This window comes from Microbacterium sp. Root180, assembly GCF_001428485.1.
GTDB lineage: Bacteria > Actinomycetota > Actinomycetes > Actinomycetales > Microbacteriaceae > Microbacterium.
Genome location: NZ_LMHS01000003.1, coordinates 98,113 through 118,301, shown reverse-complemented (window position 1 = coordinate 118,301; position 20,189 = coordinate 98,113). Strand labels below are relative to the sequence as shown.

Annotated in this window: 17 protein-coding genes; 13 read left to right on the top strand and 4 right to left on the bottom strand. The window is 70.0% G+C overall.

The annotated features are described in order from the left end of the window. The first annotated feature begins 10 nt into the window (after nt 1–10). Complete coding sequence (locus tag ASD93_RS08060; protein ID WP_056121179.1) at nt 11–1,453, top strand: aldehyde dehydrogenase family protein; 1,443 nt, start codon at nt 11–13, stop codon at nt 1,451–1,453. Further along, the gene (locus ASD93_RS08055) at nt 1,450–2,313 is read left to right on the top strand and encodes an aldehyde dehydrogenase family protein (RefSeq protein ID WP_056121175.1); all 864 of its coding nucleotides are present in this window, start codon (nt 1,450–1,452) and stop codon (nt 2,311–2,313) included. The genes ASD93_RS08060 and ASD93_RS08055 overlap by 4 nt, the downstream gene beginning before the upstream one ends. A 95-nt stretch (nt 2,314–2,408) precedes the next feature. Here ASD93_RS08055 and ASD93_RS08050 read toward each other — a convergent pair whose 3' ends face one another. Beyond that, nucleotides 2,409–3,125, bottom strand: a complete 717-nt coding sequence (locus tag ASD93_RS08050) for an NRDE family protein (RefSeq protein ID WP_056121173.1) — start codon at nt 3,123–3,125, stop codon at nt 2,409–2,411. A gap of 50 nt (nt 3,126–3,175) precedes the next feature. On the opposite strand from ASD93_RS08050, the gene coaBC reads away from it, so the two are divergent. The 5 genes from coaBC (at nt 3,176) to ASD93_RS08025 (ending at nt 9,580) form a co-directional block, all read left to right on the top strand. Beyond that, nucleotides 3,176–4,402: a bifunctional phosphopantothenoylcysteine decarboxylase/phosphopantothenate--cysteine ligase CoaBC gene (coaBC, locus tag ASD93_RS08045; RefSeq protein ID WP_056121171.1), complete on the top strand. Its 1,227-nt coding sequence runs from the start codon at nt 3,176–3,178 to the stop codon at nt 4,400–4,402. 77 nt (nt 4,403–4,479) lie between these two features. Continuing rightward, nucleotides 4,480–5,376: a glycerophosphodiester phosphodiesterase gene (locus ASD93_RS08040; RefSeq protein WP_056121169.1), complete on the top strand. Its 897-nt coding sequence runs from the start codon at nt 4,480–4,482 to the stop codon at nt 5,374–5,376. A gap of 84 nt (nt 5,377–5,460) precedes the next feature. After that, nucleotides 5,461–6,105 carry a hypothetical protein gene (locus ASD93_RS08035; RefSeq protein ID WP_056121166.1) on the top strand — a complete coding sequence of 215 codons (645 nt, stop codon included), beginning with the start codon at nt 5,461–5,463 and terminating at the stop codon, nt 6,103–6,105. Between the two features lie 200 nt (nt 6,106–6,305). Further along, on the top strand, nt 6,306–8,462 hold the full coding sequence (locus ASD93_RS08030; protein ID WP_056121164.1) for a DEAD/DEAH box helicase: 2,157 nt from the start codon (nt 6,306–6,308) through the stop codon (nt 8,460–8,462). An 89-nt stretch (nt 8,463–8,551) separates the two neighbouring features. After that, nucleotides 8,552–9,580 carry an ATP-dependent 6-phosphofructokinase gene (locus ASD93_RS08025; protein WP_056121162.1) on the top strand — a complete coding sequence of 343 codons (1,029 nt, stop codon included), beginning with the start codon at nt 8,552–8,554 and terminating at the stop codon, nt 9,578–9,580. A gap of 113 nt (nt 9,581–9,693) precedes the next feature. On the opposite strand, the gene ASD93_RS16160 is transcribed toward ASD93_RS08025, so the two are convergent. Together ASD93_RS16160 and ASD93_RS08015 are read right to left on the bottom strand one after the other, a co-directional pair. After that, nucleotides 9,694–9,975, bottom strand: a complete 282-nt coding sequence (locus ASD93_RS16160) for an endonuclease domain-containing protein (RefSeq protein ID WP_235566915.1) — start codon at nt 9,973–9,975, stop codon at nt 9,694–9,696. 759 nt (nt 9,976–10,734) lie between these two features. Further along, on the bottom strand, nt 10,735–12,858 hold the full coding sequence (locus ASD93_RS08015; RefSeq protein ID WP_056121160.1) for a S9 family peptidase: 2,124 nt from the start codon (nt 12,856–12,858) through the stop codon (nt 10,735–10,737). Between the two features lie 190 nt (nt 12,859–13,048). On the opposite strand from ASD93_RS08015, the gene ASD93_RS08010 reads away from it, so the two are divergent. The 5 genes from ASD93_RS08010 (at nt 13,049) to ASD93_RS07990 (ending at nt 17,816) form a co-directional block, all read left to right on the top strand. Further along, nucleotides 13,049–14,344, top strand: coding sequence for an inorganic phosphate transporter (locus tag ASD93_RS08010; RefSeq protein ID WP_056121154.1), 1,296 nt, complete (start codon nt 13,049–13,051; stop codon nt 14,342–14,344). Further along, complete coding sequence (locus ASD93_RS08005) at nt 14,341–14,673, top strand: hypothetical protein (protein WP_056121152.1); 333 nt, start codon at nt 14,341–14,343, stop codon at nt 14,671–14,673. Before ASD93_RS08010 ends, ASD93_RS08005 begins: the two co-directional genes overlap by 4 nt. Before the next feature lie 31 nt (nt 14,674–14,704). After that, nucleotides 14,705–15,679 (top strand): phosphodiesterase, encoded by a 975-nt coding sequence (locus tag ASD93_RS08000; protein ID WP_082569244.1) that lies wholly within the window; start codon nt 14,705–14,707, stop codon nt 15,677–15,679. Between the two features lie 118 nt (nt 15,680–15,797). Next, a complete protein-coding gene (locus ASD93_RS07995) occupies nt 15,798–17,276 on the top strand; it encodes an aspartate ammonia-lyase (RefSeq protein ID WP_056121150.1) in 1,479 nt (492 codons plus the stop codon). A gap of 87 nt (nt 17,277–17,363) precedes the next feature. Next, nucleotides 17,364–17,816: a DUF4190 domain-containing protein gene (locus tag ASD93_RS07990; protein WP_056121148.1), complete on the top strand. Its 453-nt coding sequence runs from the start codon at nt 17,364–17,366 to the stop codon at nt 17,814–17,816. A 53-nt stretch (nt 17,817–17,869) separates the two neighbouring features. Here the strand turns inward: ASD93_RS07990 and ASD93_RS07985 are convergent, their stop codons facing one another. Continuing rightward, nucleotides 17,870–18,733, bottom strand: a complete 864-nt coding sequence (locus ASD93_RS07985) for a fumarylacetoacetate hydrolase family protein (protein ID WP_056121146.1) — start codon at nt 18,731–18,733, stop codon at nt 17,870–17,872. Between the two features lie 61 nt (nt 18,734–18,794). Between ASD93_RS07985 and ASD93_RS07980 the strand changes: the two genes are divergently transcribed. Continuing rightward, a complete protein-coding gene (locus tag ASD93_RS07980) occupies nt 18,795–20,006 on the top strand; it encodes a PrsW family intramembrane metalloprotease (protein WP_056121144.1) in 1,212 nt (403 codons plus the stop codon). Nucleotides 20,007–20,189 lie beyond the last annotated feature (183 nt).

Genomic DNA, 20,189 nt, shown 5'->3' with positions numbered 1-20,189 from the left:
GACCCGAGACATGAGTTTTCTTGAGTACGCGCCCGCTCCCGAGTCGCGAGCGATCCTGAACCTCCGCGACGAGTACGGGCTGTTCATCGACGGCGAGTTCCGTCCCGGTCGCGGGGAGAGCTTCGCCACCATCTCCCCGGCGGACGAGAAGCACATCGCGACCATCGCGACGGCGAGTGAAGCAGATGTCGATGCCGCCGTCGCCGCCGCGCGCCGCGCCCACGACAAGACGTGGTCGAAGATGAGCGGCCGCGATCGCGGCAAGTACCTCTTCCGCATCGCCCGCCTCGTGCAGGAGCGCGCGCGAGAGCTCGCCGTCGCCGAGAGCCTCGACAACGGGAAGCCGATCAAGGAGAGCCGCGACGTCGACGTGCCGCTGGTGGCCGCGTGGTTCTTCTACTACGCCGGCTGGGCCGACAAGCTCGACTACGCCGGTCTCGGTCCGAACCCGCGCGCCCTCGGCGTCGCGGGCCAGGTGATCCCCTGGAACTTCCCGCTGCTGATGCTCGCGTGGAAGATCGCGCCGGCGCTGGCGGCAGGCAACACGGTCGTGATCAAGCCGGCCGAGACCACGCCGCTGTCTGCGCTGATCTTCGCGGAGATCCTGCAGCAGGCCGATCTGCCGCCGGGCGTGGTGAACATCGTCACGGGCGCCGGGGCGACCGGTGCCGCTCTGGTCCGCCACCCCGATGTGAACAAGGTCGCCTTCACTGGCTCGACTCCGGTCGGCCGCGAGATCGCCAAGGCCGTCGCCGGCACGGACAAGAAGCTCACCCTCGAGCTGGGCGGCAAGGCCGCGAACATCGTCTTCGAGGACGCCCCCATCGACCAGGCCATCGAGGGCATCGTCAACGGCATCTTCTTCAACCAGGGTCACGTGTGCTGCGCCGGCAGTCGACTGCTCGTGCAGGAGTCGATCCACGACGAGGTCGTCGACCGGCTCAAGTCGCGCCTGTCGACGCTTCGTCTGGGCGACCCGCTGGACAAGAACACCGACATCGGCGCCATCAACTCGCGTGAGCAGCTCGACCGCATCCGTGAGTTGAGCCGCATCGGCGAGGAGGAGGGCGCGGAGCGCTGGAGCGCCGACTGCGTCATCCCCGACAGCGGGTTCTGGTTCGCTCCGACGATCTTCACCAACGTGCAGGCCTCCCACCGGATCGCTCGCGACGAGATCTTCGGTCCGGTGCTGTCGGTGCTCACATTCCGCACGCCCGCGGAGGCGATCGAGAAGGCCAACAACACGCCGTACGGCCTGTCGGCGGGCATCTGGACCGACAAGGGCTCGCGCATCCTCGCGGTCGCCGACCGGCTGCGCGCCGGTGTGATCTGGGCGAACACGTTCAACCGATTCGACCCGTCGAGCCCGTTCGGCGGATACAAGGAGTCCGGCTACGGCCGGGAGGGCGGCCGCCACGGCCTCCTCGCGTACCTGAAGGGAGCGGCGGCGTGAGCAAGCGACTGACCGTGCCGAAGACGTACAAGCTGTTCATCGGAGGAGCCTTCCCCCGCACCGAGTCCGGACGCACCTACGAGGTCGTCTCGGCCAAGGGCGAGTTCCTCGCCAACGCGGCGCTCGCCTCGCGCAAGGATGCCCGCGACGCGGTGACCGCCGCCCGCGGAGCCGTGAAGGGCTGGGCCGGCGCGACCGCGTACAACCGCGGCCAGGTGCTCTACCGCGTCGCCGAGCTGCTCGAGGGCCGCCGTGCGCAGTTCGTCGACGAGATCGTGCAGCAGACGGGCGTGTCGGGCTCCGCCGCGCAGGCGGAGGTCGACGAGGCGATCGACCGGTGGGTCTGGTACGCCGGCTGGTGCGACAAGTTCGGCCAGGTCGCCGGAAACGGCAATCCCGTCGCCGGTCCGTACTTCAACATCTCGGTGCCCGAGCCGACCGGTGTGGTCGCCGTGATCGCCCCGCAGGACACCGCCCTGCTCGGGCTCGTCTCCGCGGTCGCGCCGGCGCTGGTCTCGGGCAACTCCGTGGTCGTCGTCGCCTCGCAGCGTTTCCCGCTCTCGGCGATCAGCCTCGCCGAGGTGCTCGCGACCTCCGACGTGCCGGGCGGCGTGGTGAACGTCCTCACCGGATCGCCCGCCGAGCTCGCGCCGTGGCTCGCGTCGCACCCCGATGTGCACGGCCTCGACCTCGTCGGCGCCGGTGACCTCGACTGGGTCGACCTGCAGATCGCCGCCGCTGAGACGCTCACACGCGTGCTTCCCCCCGAGTCGGGAGCGGATGCCGCGGCTCCGAGCCTGCAGCGCATCGCCGCGTTCACCGAGACGAAGACGGTCTGGCACACCAAGAGCCTGGTCTGACCCCGCCCCGCACCGCTTGCAGAGAACGCACTTGTGTACGCCCGACTCCGCGTGTCGAGGACACAGGCGCGTTCTCGGCAAGCGGGGGGCGCGGATCAGTCGAGGTCGAGCCCGCCCCAGCGGCCGGGCTCGTCCAGCTCCCCGTAGTGCACGTCGACGCCTTCTGACGAAACGGACGCGACGCACGCGAGCAGCGACAGCGTCGGGTAGCCGTACGGGCGGTTGTCGCGGATGATCGCCCGGTCATCCGTCGGCTCCAGCTGCGCCGACCGGCGCAGGACGTCGACCCACGGCATCCACCACTCGGCGTCGCCGGAGAGACCGGCCGCCTGAAACTCGGCGAGCCAGTGCGCGATGCGCGGCGTGCCCGGGTCATCGACGTCGTCGTGCGCGATCATGTGCGTCCCCGGTGCGAGCTCCGTCGTGCGCAGCCGCTCGCCGTCCCAGGTGAGCACCCGCGCGCCGGCCGGATCGACCTCGACCAGATTGAAGCCGTGCGTCGGCGGGGCGCCCTCGGGGGACCGGCCGGCTACCGCGTCGAGCACGATGCCGCCGCGCGAGATGAGCTCCGATTCCGGTCGGGCCGAGGCATCCGCTCGATTGAGCAGCACCGCCAGCCGGCGGGTGCCGGGATCGGCGGCCAGCCACGCACCGCCGGCTCGCGCATCGCGCACGCCGACGACGCCGTCGTGCGCCTCGGGCCACCAGGGTCCGAGCGGGTTCCAGGGTCGCTCCGGGTCCTCGTCGCGGACCGCGAGCACTCGTGTGGGCTCATCGGGGGAGTCGGGCACGCGGATGACGACGGTGCACATCGAGGGCGTTCTCCTGCCTGCCGGGATCCGGGTCGTGCCAAGATCGGAGGGTGTTCGTCGTCGTCGGAGTCTCGGGCGGGATCGCCGCCTACAAGACGGTGCACCTGGTGCGCCTCCTCGTGAAGGAGGGACATGAGGTGCACGTCGTGCCGACCGCGGACGCCGTGCGCTTCGTCGGCCTTCCGACGTGGGAGGCGATCAGCCGCAACCCTGTCACGACCTCCGTCCACGAGGACGTCGCTCGCGTGCGTCACGTCGCGCTCGGCCAGTCGGCCGATCTCGTGATCGTGGCGCCCGCGACCGCGAACACGCTGGCGAAGATGGCAGCCGGGCTGGCGGACGATCTCCTGGGAACGACCCTACTCGCCACCACGGCACCGGTCGTCGTGGCCCCGGCGATGCACACCGAGATGTGGCGGCACCCCGCGACGGTCCACAACATCGCCACGCTGCGCGAGCGCGGAGTGGTTATGGTCGGCCCCGCCGACGGCGCACTCACCGGCGGCGACAGCGGCCCAGGACGGATGTCGGAGCCGGAGCAGATCGTGACGGAGGCGCTCGCCGCGGCGGGGGCCCGCAGCGCCGATCTCTCGGGAATGCACGTGGTCGTGTCGGCCGGCGGCACACGCGAGCCCATCGATCCGGTCCGCTTCATCGGCAACCGCTCCAGCGGGAAGCAGGGGATCGCGGTCGCCCTCGCGGCGGCCGATCGCGGTGCGGACGTGCTGCTCATCGCCGCGCACGTCGACGAAGGCGTGCTCTCCGGCGCCTCCACGCACCCGCGCGTGAGCGTCGTGCGTACCGGCACGGCGGCGGAGCTCGCTGTCGCGGTCGGCGACGCCGCCGCCGGGGCGGACGTCGTCGTCATGGCGGCTGCCGTCGCCGACTATCGCGTCGCCGAGGTGTCGGACGCGAAGCTGTCGAAGGATGCCGCGGAGGGGCCGGGCATCACGCTGCACCTCGTCGAGAACGCCGACATCCTCGCGGGCCTGGTCAGGAGCCGTCGCGATGGGCAGATCGTGGTCGGATTCGCGGCGGAGACCCCGCAGGACGGTGAGACCCTGCTCGACCGCGGACGCCGCAAAGCCGCGCGCAAGGGCGCCGATCTTCTCGCGGTGAACCAGGTGGGGTGGGCGCAGGGATTCGAGGCGGATCGCAACGAGGTCACGCTGCTGGATGCCGCCGGCGAGGTCGTCGCGACGGCCGACGGAACCAAGCGCGACGTCGCCGACGCGATCTGGGATGCCGTAAGCGGCATCCGTTCCGAAAAGAGGTAACGGAAAGGTAACGGCGCATGTAGAGTGGGCGCACCGTGTCGAAGAGGACACGGTGTACGACCCGGAGGACATACCCGATGCCCCCTTCCGCGGCATCCGATCGCACGCGCGACCGGACCCACGCTCTGCTCGTCGTTTGCGTGCTCGCGGCCGCCAGCCTGGTGATCGCCTTCCTCGGCGCCAGTCCCGCGCGCGTGAGCGCCACGGAGCTCATGGGGGACCCGCGAGGTCCGGGTGACGCCGCGTTCATCGCCAGCCACCGGGGAGGCGGCGCCACCGCTCCCGAGAACACCCTGCCGGCGATCACGGCCGCGCTGGCCGGAGGCTTCGGCTACGTCGAGGTCGACGTCGCGCTGACCGCCGACGGCCACCCCGTGCTGCTGCACGATCGCAAGGTGGATCGCACCACCGACGGCACCGGGTACCTCGCCGATCTGACGCTCGCCGAGGTGCAGTCCCTCGACGCCGGGTCGTGGTTCGATCCGGCCTACGCCGGTACGCGGGTGCCGACGCTCCCCGAGTTCCTCGACGTGCTCGCCGCCGCGGGCGGCCGCGCGATCGTCGAGCTCAAGGGAACGTGGGATGCTGCCGCGGTGGCCCGAGCGATCGACGAGATCGCCGCGCGGGATCTCGATCGCAGCATCGCCCTCGCGAGCTTCGACGCCCGCACGCTCGCCCTGTGCGCGATCGAGTCGGAGGTCGTCTCGCGCCTTCTCATCCTCAAGCACCTCCCGAAGGACGTCGTGGCGGCGGCCGAGCAGGCCGGCGTGCGCGGCATCGTCGTCTCGCGCAAGGCTGTGCTCGCGCGACCGGAGGTCGTCGACGAGATACACGCAGCCGGGGGACGCATCGTCGTCTACACGCTCAACAAGGATGCGCAGTGGGACGCGGTCACCGCGCTCGGCGTGGACGGCATCGTGACCGATGATCCGCACCTGCTGTCGCAGTGGCAGGTGGCGTCGGCCGACGATTAGGGCCTCGATGCGCGCGGCGCGTCCCCCGACAGGTGTGCGAGGGGCATCGTAGGGTCGAAGGGTTCCCCAGAGCACGGAGGCCGGATGCTGCACGATCGACGTCGGATCGCGGTCCGCTCGCTGGGCGCGATCGCCCTCCTCTCCGTCGCGGCCGCCCTCATCGTGGGGTGCCGCCCCGAGCCGGCGCCCGACGCCAGCGGAGATGCGACCCCGTCGATCTCGCCACGCCCCACGGGTGCTTCGCCCACCCCGATCGAGACGGAGCTCCCCGGCGCGGAGTTCGACGTTCCGCAGGCGTGCGAAGAGCTCTACTCCCCATCGATGCTCGCCAGCCTCAACGCCGACAATCCGCCTCTCAACGACCCGGGCGTGACGATGCTCTCCACGCAGGACGTCGACCTCATCCAGATCATCGACGGCGGGGCGCCGACCATCCGCTGCTCGTGGGGGATGCCGGGCGAGTACGGGCTGGCGACCAACGTCACCGCGATCGATGCCGGGCAGGAGGAGTTCATCACCTCCGAGCTCGCCGCTTCGGGAGCCGCGTGCGAGTCGCTCGGGAGCGGGACCGTGTGCCGCTTCGAGCAGAAGGGCGTCACGCAGGACGACGAGGAGTACGCGAGCGGCGAGACCCACTACGTCGGCGACGGCGGCTGGGTGTCGACCTCGTGGATCAACTTCGCCCCGCAGGGCTACACCGAGGACATCGTCGACACGGTCTGGGGCTGAGCCGCCCGCGTCCGCTAGACTGGCACCAGGGGAATCCGCTGTCGACGTCGCAGCTCGCAGAAGCGAGTGCCCGCGGCCGACGGCGAGAGCACCCGTCCCGTGTTGCGACGGCGTCCGCGCCGCCAGCGGGAGCATCGCAGCCGTTTCGGTGTCCACACCGATTCACCGCCGGTTCGCCGGCATTCACGCTCAGGAGGAGCATGCCGCCCACGGCACCCGCCCAGACGTCGGCGCAGCGTCGCCGCAAGTCTTCGTCCGTACGTCGAGACGACGAGGCCCCCATCATCCCGATCCTCGCCCGCAAGGTGCGTGAGGTCGAAGCCAAGGCCCAGCGAGGAAAGCTCGGACCGACGAACCGCGTCAAGTTCCAGGTCATCGCGTTCCTGGTGCGCGAGGAGCGCGCCCGTGTGAAGGCCGACACCTCGGTGACCGACGCCGCTCGCGCCGAGCTCCTCAAGCGGCTCGACGGCGTCGCCACCATCCTCGCGAAGACGGCTGCGCGCGACACGTCGCTCATCCAGCTGCTCGAGGTCGATCAGGCCGCCTCGCCGGTCGCGCGGCGCATGCGCCGCGACTGGCTACTCGAATCCGGCGCGGAGCTGCCGCCTGACGAGCTCATCATCACCGATGCCGCCCCGGCCGCCGCGACGGTCGTCCCCGCCGCACTGGCCGAGCGCCAGGTGGTACCGCAGCAGGTGGAGGCGCGCCGCGAGTCCAACCCGTTCCTCGCGCCCGACCTCTCCCTCCGCGCTCCCAAGCAGACGCCGCGGCGTCGCCTCGACGGCTGGGAGCTCATGGGTCCGCTCTACAAGGCCTTCGAGACGGGCGCCGGCGGCGGTGCCGCGACCATGGACCTTCCGCCCGTGCCGGAGTTCGACCGCCTCTCGCCCAAGGGCCTCGAGATCATGGTGCATCAGTCGCGCTTCCTCGAGTCCGTGCGCGAAGGGCACCGCACCTTCCTCCTGGCCGATGAGCCCGGCCTCGGGAAGACGGCGGAGTCCGTGCTCGCAGCATCCGTCGCCGGCGCGTATCCGCTGCTGGCGGTCGTGCCGAATGTCGTCAAGATGAACTGGGCCCGCGAGGTGGAGCGCTGGACGCCCCACCGGCGTGCAACCGTCATCCACGGCGACGGCGAGGCCATCGACGCCTTCGCGGACGTGTTCATCGTCAACTACGAGGTGCTCGACCGGCACCTGTCCTGGCTCGGCGACCTGGGCTTGAAGGGCATGGTCGTCGACGAGGCGCACTTCATCAAGAATCTCGGCTCGCAGCGCTCGCAGAACGTGCTCGCGCTCGCCGCGCGTATTCGCGAGCAGGTGCGCGACCCGCTCCTGCTCGCCCTCACCGGAACGCCGCTCATCAACGACGTCGAGGACTTCGACGCGATCTGGCGATTCCTCGGCTGGACGACCGGCGAGAAGCCCGGGCCCGAGCTGATGGAGAAGCTCGACGAGACGGGTCTCACACCGGCCGACAAGGCGTTCTACCCCGAGGCTCGCGACGCGGTGATCTCGATGGGCATCGTGAGGCGCAAGAAGAAGGATGTCGCCGCGGACCTGCCCGACAAGCTCATCGCCGACCTCCCGGTCGAGCTGGACGACGAGTTCGGCCGCTCGATCCGCCAGGCGGAGCGCGAGCTCGGCGAGCGACTGGCCGCCCGCTACCGCCGGATCATCGAGGCCCGCGGCGATCGCGGCCTCGCCCCCGGCGAGATCGACGGCGACATCGTGCGTCTCGTCGCGCAGAACGAGCTGGAGGAGTCCAAGGCCGCCGGGACCGGCTCCGAGAACGTCTTCACCATGGTGCGCAAGATCGGTCAGGCCAAGGCGCTTCTCGCGGCGGACTACGCCGTGCAGCTGCAGCGCTCGGTCGGCAAGGTCGTGTTCTTCGCCAAGCACATCGATGTGATGGATGCCGCCGAGGCGCACTTCGCGGGCGCCGGCCTGCGCACGGTGTCGATCCGCGGCGACCAGACGACGCCGGTGCGCCAGCAGGCGATCGACGACTTCAACAACGACGCGGGCGTGGGGATCGCGGTCTGCTCGCTGACCGCGGCGGGCGTCGGCCTCAACATGCAGGCCGCGTCCAACGTCGTGCTCGCCGAGCTGTCGTGGACAGCCGCCGAGCAGACGCAGGCGATCGACCGCGTGCACCGCATCGGCCAGGACGAGCCGGTCACCGCGTGGCGCATCATCGCCGCGCACACGATCGACACGAAGATCGCCGAGCTGATCGACTCCAAGCAGGGGCTCGCCGCCCGCGCGCTCGACGGCGAGGCCGTCGACCCGCAGTCGAGCGACTCGGTGCAGCTGTCGGCGCTCATGCACCTCACGCGCCGGGCCCTCGGCGCGGACTGACCGCGTGTGGCAGGGTGCGGCATCCGGGCACTAATGTCGGGTGAGGCAGCGTCGCCGACCCTCTTCCCCCGACAGCGAGGACCACAGCCATGAAGATCGGCATCCTGACGAGCGGCGGCGACTGCCCCGGGCTCAACGCGGTCATCCGCGGCGTCGTCCTCAAGGGGACCACGTCGTACGACCTGGAGTTCGTCGGTATTCGCGACGGCTGGCGCGGGGTCGTCGACGCGGACTTCTTCCCGCTGACGCGCCACGAGGTGAAGGGCCTGTCGAAGGTCGGCGGCACGATTCTCGGAACGAGCCGCACCAACCCGTATGAGGGGCCGCGCGGCGGCGCCGAGAACATCGCCAAGACGCTGTACGGCCACCGGATCGACGGCATCATCGCGATCGGCGGCGAAGGCACCCTCGCGGCCGCCAACCGTCTGGCCAACGACGGCATCAACGTGCTCGGCGTGCCGAAGACGATCGACAACGACCTGCGTGCGACCGACTACTCGTTCGGATTCGACACGGCCGTCAACATCGCCACCGACGCGATGGACCGACTCCGCACCACGGGAGACTCGCACCAGCGCTGCATGGTGGCCGAGGTCATGGGGCGCCACGTCGGGTGGATCGCCCTGCATGCCGGGATGGCCGCCGGTGCCCATGCGATCTGCATTCCCGAGGTGCCGATGTCGATCGAGGAGATCTGCGACCTCGTCTCCAAGGCGCACGACCGCGGCCGCGCGCCGCTCATCGTCGTCTCCGAGGGCTTCAAGCTCAAGGGGCAGGACGAGGCCTTCTCCGACAAGGGCCTCGACGCGTTCAACCGTCCGCGCCTCGGCGGCATCAGCGAGGTGCTCGCCCCCGAGATCGAGCGCCGGACCGGCATCGAGACCCGTTCCACCGTGCTCGGTCACATCCAGCGTGGGGGATCGCCCTCCGGTTTCGACCGCGTGCTCGCCACGCGCCTGGGTCTGCACGCCGCCGATGCCGTCATCGACGGCGCGTGGGGCCAGATGGTGGCCATGCGCGGCACCGACATCGTGCGCGTGCCGTTCGCCGAGGCTCTCGGTGAACTCAACACCGTGCCCCTCTACCGGTACGAAGAGGCCGCTGCACTCTTCGGCTGAGCCCTGCGGATGCCTCCACCGAGGCATCCGTGTGAGATCAGGTCATCTGCCGAGATCAGGAGCGGGGCGGGCTCCAGCATCCTGATCTGAGCGTTTCTCCTGACCAGGGAGAATCACTGAGCGAGGTGTCGTCGCTGCGCGATCGCTGTCTGGATCACAGAGATCACCTGCTCGGGGTGGAAGAGGATCTGCACGTAGTCGAACCGCAGGACGTGGAACCCCCGCAGCATCAAGCGCGCATCCGCGGCGATGTCTCGGCGGCGATCCGCCGCCCGATGATGTTCGAACCCGTCGACCTGCACGACGAGCCGCTCGCCGATGAGACCGTCGACGGGGTGACCGTCGATCCACACCTGCTGGCGTACCTTCACACCGATTCCGTGCATGAGCCGCATGAAGTGTGACTCGATCCCGGAGTCGGAAAGGGCTCCTGCGCGGTCGGCCAGCCCCTGCGCGCGAGTGCTGCTCCAGGGCACCGCGCGAAGGACAGCGGCGTCGGTCTGTCCTGTCCGGAGCGCTGACTCCCACACCGCGAGTGAATCCGCCGGCGGTAGGCAGCGGGCAACGTGGAACAACACGTTGAGGAGCGGCTCATGGGCAACATGGCGGGGGACCGGCACCGGGCCGACTGCCCAGTGCACGACAAGCCCGCCGGCGGAGAACCTGGACGCACCGGGCGAGACGGACACGTGCGGGCAGTCGTGTTCGGGCGTCCACAGACCGAGTCGCCGCGTGCTGCTCACACAGGTCGCTCGTCCGCCGGCTTCCGCCGCGGCGCGAAGCGCCGGGTCGCAAGCTGGAGCGACGAGCCATGAGCGCCGAACCCACTGCAGACGGCCCGCGGCCACCGAGGTCGCGGCGTCGTGCTTTGAGAAGCCGTGGTCGCGGGCGACGCTCGAGTGAGCGACTCCGCCCTGTCGAGTGATCCACGCTGTCAAGTCCCGGGGCACCCGCCAAGCGTGCTCGCGCGCGTCCCCTACGATCGTCGTTCTGAGCGCGCCGGTGGGCTCCTCGCCTCCATGCAGGTGTGTGGAGGAGCCGGCGGCTCAGATCACGTTGCACCCGGGATCAGGAGACCTTCCCGGATCAGGACCGATGCCGGCAGACCGGTCCTGACGTCGGCAGATCTCCTGACCTCGGCAGGGCAGGTCAGGTCAGGCGTCGGCGACGCCGAGCACGTCGAGCATCCACGCCAGTTCGAACGCCCGCTCGCGCCAGGCGTTGTAGCGGCCGGAGACGCCGCCGTGACCGGCGACCATCTCGCACTTGAGGAGGGCGTCGGCGCCGACCTCGCGCAGACGCGCGACCCACTTCGCCGGCTCGACGTAGAGCACACGGGTGTCGTTGAGCGACGTGACGGCGAGGATCCGCGGGTAGGGAGCATCCGTCCGCACGTTCTCGTAGGGCGAGTACGACTTCATGTAGGCGTAGACGTCGGCGTCGTGCAGGGGGTCGCCCCACTCGTCCCACTCGATCACGGTCAGAGGGAGCGAGGGGTCGAGGATCGTGGTGAGCGCGTCGACGAACGGCACGTCGGCCAGCACACCCGCGAACAGCTCCGGCGCGAGGTTGGCGACGGCGCCCATCAGCAGACCGCCCGCGGAGCCGCCCTCGGCCACCATCTGCGACGGCGTGGTGTACCCGTGGTCGACGAGATGCCGGGCGCAGTCGACGAAGTCGGTGAAGGTGTTGCGCTTGTGGAGGAGCTTGCCGTCCTCGTACCACTGACGACCCATCTCGCCGCCGCCGCGCACGTGGGCGACGGCGAAGATCACGCCGCGGTCCAGCTCCGACAGGCGCGGCACCGAGAACCCGGGCTCGATCGAATGCTCGTACGAGCCGTAACCGTACAGATGGAGCGGCCGCGGCGTCTCGCCTGCGTCGCCGAACGAGCGCTTCCAGACGAGCGAGAGCGGGATCTGCGTGCCATCCTGCGCCGTCGCCCACACGCGTGCCTGGGCGTAGGCCTCCGGGTCGTAGCCCCCGAGCACCGGCTGGCGCTTGCGCAGCAGCAGGTCGCCGGTCGCGAGGTCGTAGTCGTAGACCGTGCCGGGGGTCGTGAACGAGCCGTATCCGATGCGCAGCAGCGGCGGAGCCCACTCCGGGTTGCCCCCGGATCCGACGGCGTAGAGCGGTTCGTCGAACTCGAGCTCGTTGACGTCGCCGGTGGTGTAGTCGAGCAGGCCGAGGCGGGGGAGTCCGCCGCGGCGATAGCCCACCACGCCCCAGTCCCGGAACGTCGAGACGCCGAGCAGCCGATGTCCGGGGCGGTGCGGGATCACGACGGCGCGCTCGCCGCGGGGATCGGATGCCGCCACCCGCACGAGCTCGAAGTCCAGGGCGCCGTCGTTGTGGAGCACGAAGAGCACGTCCTCGCCGTCGATCACGGCGTGGGACGACTCGTATTCGACCCCTTCGGACCGGGGCCACACCACGCGCGGCTCGGTGCGCAGGGCCGCGGCATCCACCAGCCATTCCTCGGAGGTGATGGACGACCCCACCTCGATCATGAGGAAGCGGTCGCTGCGGGTGAAGCCGGCACCGACCCAGTACCGCTCGTCGGGCTCGTGGAACAGCTTCTCGTCGCTGTCGACGGGGGTGCCGAGTTCGTGCAGCCACACGGTGTCGGGCCGCCACGCGTCATCGACGGTGGTGTAGACGATGAAGCGCCCGTCGGGCGAGAACGTGGCCCCGGCGAAGGTGCCCGGGATCTCGTCGGGAAGCTGCTCGCCGGTCACCACGTTGCGCACGCGCACGGTGTAGCGCTCGTCGCCGGCGACGTCGACGCCGTACAGCATGAGGGTGCCGTCGTTCGAGATCTCGAAGCTGCCGAGCGAGAAGAACTCGTGGCCGTCCGCCTCGACGTTGCCGTCGAGGAGGATCTGCTCGCCGGGGACGTCCGCCTCGGGCGAGAGCTCCGGCGGCGTCCAGTCGTCGGGGGAGGAGAGCGGAGATCGACACTGGATGCCGTACTGCTTGCCCTGGATCGTGCGGCCGTAGTACCACCAGTCGCCGCGGCGCGTGGGCACCGACAGGTCGGTCTCCAGAGTGCGGCCCTTGATCTCGTCGAAGAGCTTCGCGCGCAATCCGTCGAGGTGCGCGGTGCGCTGCTGGGTGTACGCGTTCTCCGCCTCGAGGTGCGCCAGGACGGCCACGTCCTCCTTGGCGCGCAGCCACTCGTAACGGTCCTCGACGTCGTCGCCGTGATGGCTGCGGACGACGGGCCGTGATTCGGCGACGGGGGCGGATGCTGCTGCGGGGGTGTCGTGAACGGTCACGGTCCCACGGTAGCCGTGTCGGAGGGCGGGAGACCCCTCCTCCCGCACCGCGTCCCGAGTTGACCGCAGGGCGGGGCGGTGTAAGGATTCTTTCTGGCCGGTTGCCGGTTCCTGAACTCAAGGTGAACTGTTCGTTCGTCACGCCGATCCCGTCGGCATCTTCTCCACATCCCCTTACGGAAAGCGAACGGTGGAAACCGCAACCCTCATCATCGTGCTGGTCATCGCACTCGCGTTGTTCTTCGACTTCACGAATGGTTTCCACGACACGGCGAACGCGATGGCGACGCCCATCGCGACCGGCGCTCTCAAGCCCAAGACGGCGGTGCTGCTGGCCGCTCTGCTGAACCTGGTCGGGGCGTTCCTGTCCACCGAGGTCGCCCAGACGATCTCGGGCGGAATCATCAACGAATCCGAGATCTCCGCGGCCATCTTCCCCGAGATCATCTTCGCCGGTCTCATCGGCGCGATCACCTGGAACATGCTCACGTGGCTGCTCGGGCTGCCCTCGTCGTCCTCGCACGCGCTCTTCGGCGGTCTCATCGGCGCCACCATCGTCGGCGTGGGCGTCGCGGCGATCGACTTCGGCGTCGTGATGTCCAAGGTGATCCTCCCCGCGATCATCGCGCCGCTCACCGCGGGCATCATCGCGTTCTCGGCGACGAAGATCGCGTATGCGATCACGCGCCGCTACGACAGCAGGCCCGACGGCCGCGACGGGTTCCGCGTCGGCCAGATCTTCACGTCCTCGCTGGTCGCCCTCGCGCACGGCACGAACGACGCGCAGAAGACGATGGGCATCATCACCCTCCTCCTGATCACCTCCGGCCTCCAGTCGGCGAGCGACCCCGAGCCGCAGACGTGGGTGATCTTCGCGTGCGCCATCACCATCGCCCTCGGCACGTACATGGGCGGCTGGCGCATCATCCGCACCCTGGGCAAGGGACTGACCGACGTCAAGCCCGCGCAGGGCTTCGCCGCCGAGAGCTCGACGGCCTCGACGATCCTGGCCTCGAGCGCCCTCGGCTTCGCGCTCTCGACGACGCAGGTGGCGTCGGGATCGGTCATCGGCTCGGGCCTGGGCCGACGCGGCGCGACGGTGCGCTGGCGGACCGCGGGCCGCATCATGGTCGGCTGGCTGCTCACCCTCCCCGCCGCCGGCACCGTGGGAGCGCTCGCCGCACTGCTCGTGGTCTGGCTGCCGGTGTGGGGTGTGATCATCGACGCGATCATCGCGGTGGCGATCATCCTGTTCCTGTACATGCGCTCGCGCCGCGACGAGGTCACCGCGGCCAACGCGATGAGCGAGGTGGCGGACTCCGGCAAGGCGGTCAAGGTCAAGCGCAACCCGCCGCCCACGCGACGTCAGCGAGCCATCGCTCGGGAGGAGGCCCGCCAGCGCGCCGCGCAGGAGGCCGAAGCCAAGAGGGCCGCCAAAGCCGCCGAGCGATCCGCGCGCGGACCGAAGAGCGGAGGCGACGCGTGATCGTCATCAACTGGCTGGCCTTCGTCCAGGTGTTCGTCGCCGCCTTCATCTCTGCCACGATCGTCGTCGCCGCCTATGCCACGGGCCTCCGACTCCTGGTCCGTGCCGGTCGTGCGCCCGTCGTGGCGCCGGCCGAGTTCACCGACGCGATCACCGTCATCTCCGAGAAGGAGGCCCGCAAGGCCGAGAAGGCGGCTGCGAAGGCCGCCAAGCGGAGCCCGCTCACCGACGGGCAGAAGCGCATGGCGCTCGTCGGTGCCTACCTCTCGTTCGGCGTCGCGGGGGCGGCGGTCGCCGGCGGCCTGCTGCTGATCATCTTCAACCACTGAGCCCGTCCGAGCCCGGCCCTAGGCTGAGGGAATGGTCGCCACGCCACCCTCTTCCGCCGCCGACGGCGCCTCGCCCGGACTCCCCGGTCACGCGGAGGCCGCGGCATCCGTCCGGTTCGGGCAGTACGCCCCCGCGAGGCGGACGCTGCTGCACCTCAGCGACACCCATCTGCTGGCGGGGAACCGCGCGCTGGCCGGCCGGTTCGACACGGCGGCCAATCTGACGCTCACCCTCGAGGCGGCGGAGAGGACCGGCATCCGCCCCGATGCCATCGTGTTCACCGGCGACCTCACCGACCTCGGCGAGCCCGAGGCCTACCTCGCCCTGCGCGAGGCGGTGGAACCGATCGCGGCGCGCCTCGGCGCACCGGTGATCTGGGTCGCCGGCAACCACGACGAGCGTCCCGCTCTGCGACGCGACCTGCTCGGGCTCGAGCCCTCCGAGCAGCCGGTGACAGGCGTGTGGGACCTCGGAGGACTGCGGCTCGTGGTGCTGGATTCCACGGTGCCGGGGTGGCACCACGGGGATCTCGACGCCGCCCAGCTCGAGTGGCTCGCCGACGTGCTGGCCACGCCCGCGCCGCTCGGAACGGTGCTGGCGATGCACCATCCGCCTCTGCCGTCGCATGTGCCGCTCTTCGACATCCTCGAGCTGCGCGACCAGGGCCGCCTCGCCGAGGCGATCGCCGGCTCCGACGTGCGGGCGATCCTCGCCGGTCACCTGCACTACTCCACGAACGGCACGTTCGTGGGTGTCCCGGTCAGTGTGGCCGCGGCCACCTGCTACACGATGAACCTGGCCCGGCCGGCGTCCGAGGTGAACGGCATGGACGCCGGGCAGTCCTTCCACCTCGTCCACGTCTACGACGACACGATCACGCATGCCGTCGTGCCCGTCGTCGATGCCCCGACCGGCGACTTCTTCTCCGCCGAGTGGGTGGAGCGGATGTCGCGGCTCACGCCCGAGGAGCGTCTCGAGGTGTTCTCGCGCAAGCCCGCGCGATAGACGCGATGTACACGGCGGTGCGCCGGGTGTACCCGGAGTACACCGGTGCCGCGCCGGGTCCGCGCGTAGGGTTGAGGCGTTCCCACACCGCCGTGACCAACCCACAAGGACCAGCACCATGGCTCTGGACGCAATGACGCGCACACGCACCGAGACCGACTCCCTGGGATCCCTCGAGATCCCCGCCGACGCGTACTGGGGCATCCACACCGCCCGCGCACTGGAGAACTTCCCCATCTCGAAGCGGCCGATCTCGGTCTACAAGGACCTCGTCGTCGCGCTCGCGATGGTCAAGCAGGCCTCGGCCCGCGCCAATCGCGAGATCGGTGTGCTGGATGCCGAGAAGGCCGACCTCATCGACCGCGCCGCACAGCTCGTGATCGACGGTGAGCATCACGACCAGTTCGTCGTGGGCGTCATCCAGGGCGGGGCCGGCACGTCGACGAACATGAACGCGAACGAGGTCATCACCAACATCGCGCTCGAGCTGGCCGGACGAGAGAAGGGCGACTACGCCTACCTCTCGCCCATCGACCACACCAATCGCAGCCAGTCGACGAACGACGTTTATCCGACGGCGATCAAGGTCGGGCTCGGCCTCGACCTCCGCTCCCTGCTGGACGAACTCGATCTGCTCCGCAAGGCCTTCCTCGCCAAGGCGGTCGAGTTCCACGACGTCCTGAAGGTCGGGCGGACGCAGCTGCAGGATGCCGTGCCCATGACGCTCGGGCAGGAGTTCCACGGCTTCGCGACGACCCTCGGCGAGGACTACAGCCGACTCAACGAGAACGCCTATCTCCTCTACGAGATCAACATGGGCGCGACGGCGATCGGCACCGGCATCACGACGCATCCCGCCTACAGCGCGGCCGTGCTGCGCCACCTGCGCGAGATCAGCGGTCTCGACCTCGACCTCGCGACCGACCTCGTCGAGTCCACGAGCGACACGGGCGCCTTCATGTCGTTCTCCTCGTCGCTCAAGCGCAACGCGATCAAGATGTCGAAGATCTGCAACGACCTGCGACTGCTGTCGTCCGGTCCGCAGGCGGGTTTCGGCGAGATCAACCTCCCGGCCCGTCAGGCGGGGTCGAGCATCATGCCCGGCAAGGTCAACCCCGTGATCCCCGAGGTCGTGAACCAGGTGGCCTTCGCCGTCGCGGGCGCGGACCTCACTGTCACGATGGCGGTCGAGGGCGGGCAGCTGCAGCTCAACGCGTTCGAGCCGGTCATCGCGCACTCGATCTTCCAGTCGATCACCTGGATGCGCCGGGCCATGTGGACCCTGCGCGTCAACTGCGTCGACGGCATCACGGCCAATCGTGAGCGGCTCGGGGCGATGGTCGGCTCCTCCGTCGGCGTCGTGACGGCGCTCACCCCGTTCATCGGGTACGCGGCCTCCGCGGCTCTCGCCAAGGCGGCACTCCTGACAGGGCGCAATGTCGGCGACCTCGTCGTCGAGGCCGGGCTCATGTCGGCCGATGAGGTCGCCAAGCAGCTCTCGCCGGCACGGCTGTCCGGACTGGAGGTCATCACGGCCGCGATTCCGGTCATCGCGACCGTGGACGAGCCGATCGTCGTCGACGATCCGCAGATCTGACCCGCGCGCCCGGCACCGGCGCGGTGATTGCCGGGCCGCCGCGCCGCCCGCTACGGTCGATCACAGACCTACGCGAGAGGAACACGCATGACCGATCCGCAGAACCCCAACGACCCCGCGTCGAACATTCCGCCGGCGCCACCGGCCTATGGCGCTCCGCAGCCGCAGTACGGCGCCGCGCCCCAGTACGCGTCGGCACCGCCGCCGGCGTACGGCGCACCCGTGGACGCCCCCGTCCCCGGGCGGACGATGGGCATCGTCGCGTTCATCCTGTCGTTCTTCGTGCAGCTCATCGCGCTGATCCTCGGCATCATCGCGCTCGTGCAGAGCCGCAAGGCCGGACACAAGAACGGCTTCGCGCTCGCCGCCATCATCATCAGCGCCGTGCTGATGGTGCTCGGCGTGATCCTGTTCTTCGCAGTGATCATCCCGCTCATCACCTTCGGGACCGAGACGTACCAGGCGTGCCAGGCGGTCGGATTCGAGGGCACCATCACCGTTCGCGGGCTCCCGGTGGACTGCTCGAACGTCAGCGACTAGCACTCGTCGGCCGAGCCCCCTCCCGCATCGCGGCGAGGGGGCTTCGTCGTGTGTCAGCCGATGATGCGGCAGTGCGTGGTGAGCTCGCCGATGCCGTCGATCCCCACGGTCACCGTCGACCGATCGCGGATGAACACCTGTGGGTCGCGCGAGTAGCCCGCCCCGCCGGGGGAGCCCGTCGAGATGAGCGTGCCCGGAAGCAGCGTGGCCGACTTCGAGAGGTGTGCGATGAGGGTCGCGACCGTGCGGACCATCTGGCCGGTGGAGGCATCCTGCATCGTGTGACCGTCGAGCACCGTCCAGATGCGGAGGTCCTGCGGGTCGGGGATCTCGTCCCGCGTCACGACGAAGGGTCCCGTCGGCGTGAAGCCGTCGAAGGACTTGCACCGCGACCACTGCGCCTCGGAGTACTGGATGTCGCGTGCGGTGATGTCGTTGACCACGGTGTACCCCCACACGTGGTCGAGTGCGTCGTCGGCGGAGACGTCCTTGGCCGGCCTGCCGATGATGACTCCCAACTCGGCCTCGTAGTCGACGGATTCGCTGAGCGACCGCGGCCACGTCGTCGTCGCGTCGTGGCCGGTCAGCGAGTTCGGCCACAGCACGAACACGGTGGGTGTGGAGTCGGTCTTCAGACCGAGCTCGCTCGAGTGCGCGGCGTAGTTCAGGCCGATCGCGAGGATCACCGGAGGGTTGAGCAGGGCGGATGCGTAGCGGACGCCGGCGAGCGGATGCCGCACCCCGGCATCCGCCGTCTCGCGCACACGATCGAGCAGGGCGTCGCCGCCGGCGATGAGATCCTCCAGCCGCCGCGGCGCCCCATCGAACAGCTCATCGACCAGCACGGCGTCGTCGCCGTCCACGAGGACGAGGCGAGGGTCGTCGGACCCAGGCCGGATCACATGGGCGAAACGCATTCCTCCAACCTACCCGCCGCGCACGCCGGGCTCGGGGCCTGGACGGCCATAGGCTGAGCCCATGACGTCCGCGCACGGTGACGAGCGGCCATCGCTGGTGCCTCCTGACTTCCCGTCGGCACTCGCCCAGCCCCGGCACGCGACTCCGGCCGCCATCGCGCCGGCGACGGTCTCGCCCGCCGTGATGCCGGTCCCGCCGAAGCGCGGCCGCACGGCGCCGATCTGGATCGCCGGCATCCTGGTGGTCGTCCTCGTGGCCCTCGTCGGCTACTTCCTGAACGCGATCGGGCCGGCGGCCTCGCTCATCGGCATGCTCCTCGCGCTCATCCCGCTCGCGGGCGTGCTGCTCGCTGTCCGGATCGTCGACAGGTGGGAGCCCGAGCCGCGCGGACTGGTGATCTTCGCCGTCGCCTGGGGCGCTATCGCGGCGGTCGGCATCGCGCTCGGCGTCGATGTCCTTCTCACCATGGTCTTCGGTCGCGCCACGACCCCCGAGGCCGAAGCGGTGTCCGCGATTATCCAGGCCCCCATCGTCGAGGAGTTCGGCAAGGGCCTGGGCGTGTACATCATCTTCCTCGTCGCGCGGAGGGCCTTCGACGGGCCGGTCGACGGGATCGTCTACGGCGCCCTCATCGGCGCCGGCTTCGCCTTCACCGAGAACATCCAGTACTTCGCGATCAGCTTCCTCGAGGGCGGCGCGGCCGACACCACGATCACGTTCTTCATGCGCGGCATCCTGTCGCCGTTCGCCCATGTCATGTTCACGAGCGTCACCGGCTTCGCGCTGGGGCTCGCCGCCCGCCGGGGCTCGCGCGGAGCGCGGGCGTTCGGCGCGTGGATCGTGGGCATGATCGGCGCCACGATCCTGCATGCGATCTGGAACGCCTCGGCCGTGCTCGGCGACTTCTGGGGCCTCTACCTCACGCTGCAGGTGCCGCTGTTCGTGGGGTTCCTCCTCGGCGTCATCGCACTGCGCCGCGAGGAGTCGCGTCTCACGCGCCGGCGACTGGGGGAGTACGCCGACGCGGGCTGGTTCACCCCTCAGGAGGCCGACATGCTCGCGACCGGCGCCGGCCGCAAGGCCGGGCTCGCGTGGGCCGCGACGCTGCGCGGCGACCGCACGGCGCTGATGAAGGGCTTCATCACGGATGCCACGTCCCTCGCCGCGGCCCGGCAGCGGGCGATCACGGGGCGCGACCCGAACGCCGCCGAGGACGAGCGGGTGCTCCTGCAGCGCACCGTCGCGGCGCGTGCGGCGCTGTTCGCCCCGTGACGTCGGGTGGGCGGCGGGCGTCACGGGGAGGGTCTTGACACGTTCGCTCCCGCCCCGGCATCCTGAGGGCAGATCAACTCAGCGCCCGGATGGAACGCAGGCATCGCCGCGACACCGGGCGCTGAGTCTTGTCATGAGCGCTGCTCGCGTTGACCCCGGCGACCGGCTCGGGTTGGATGGAAC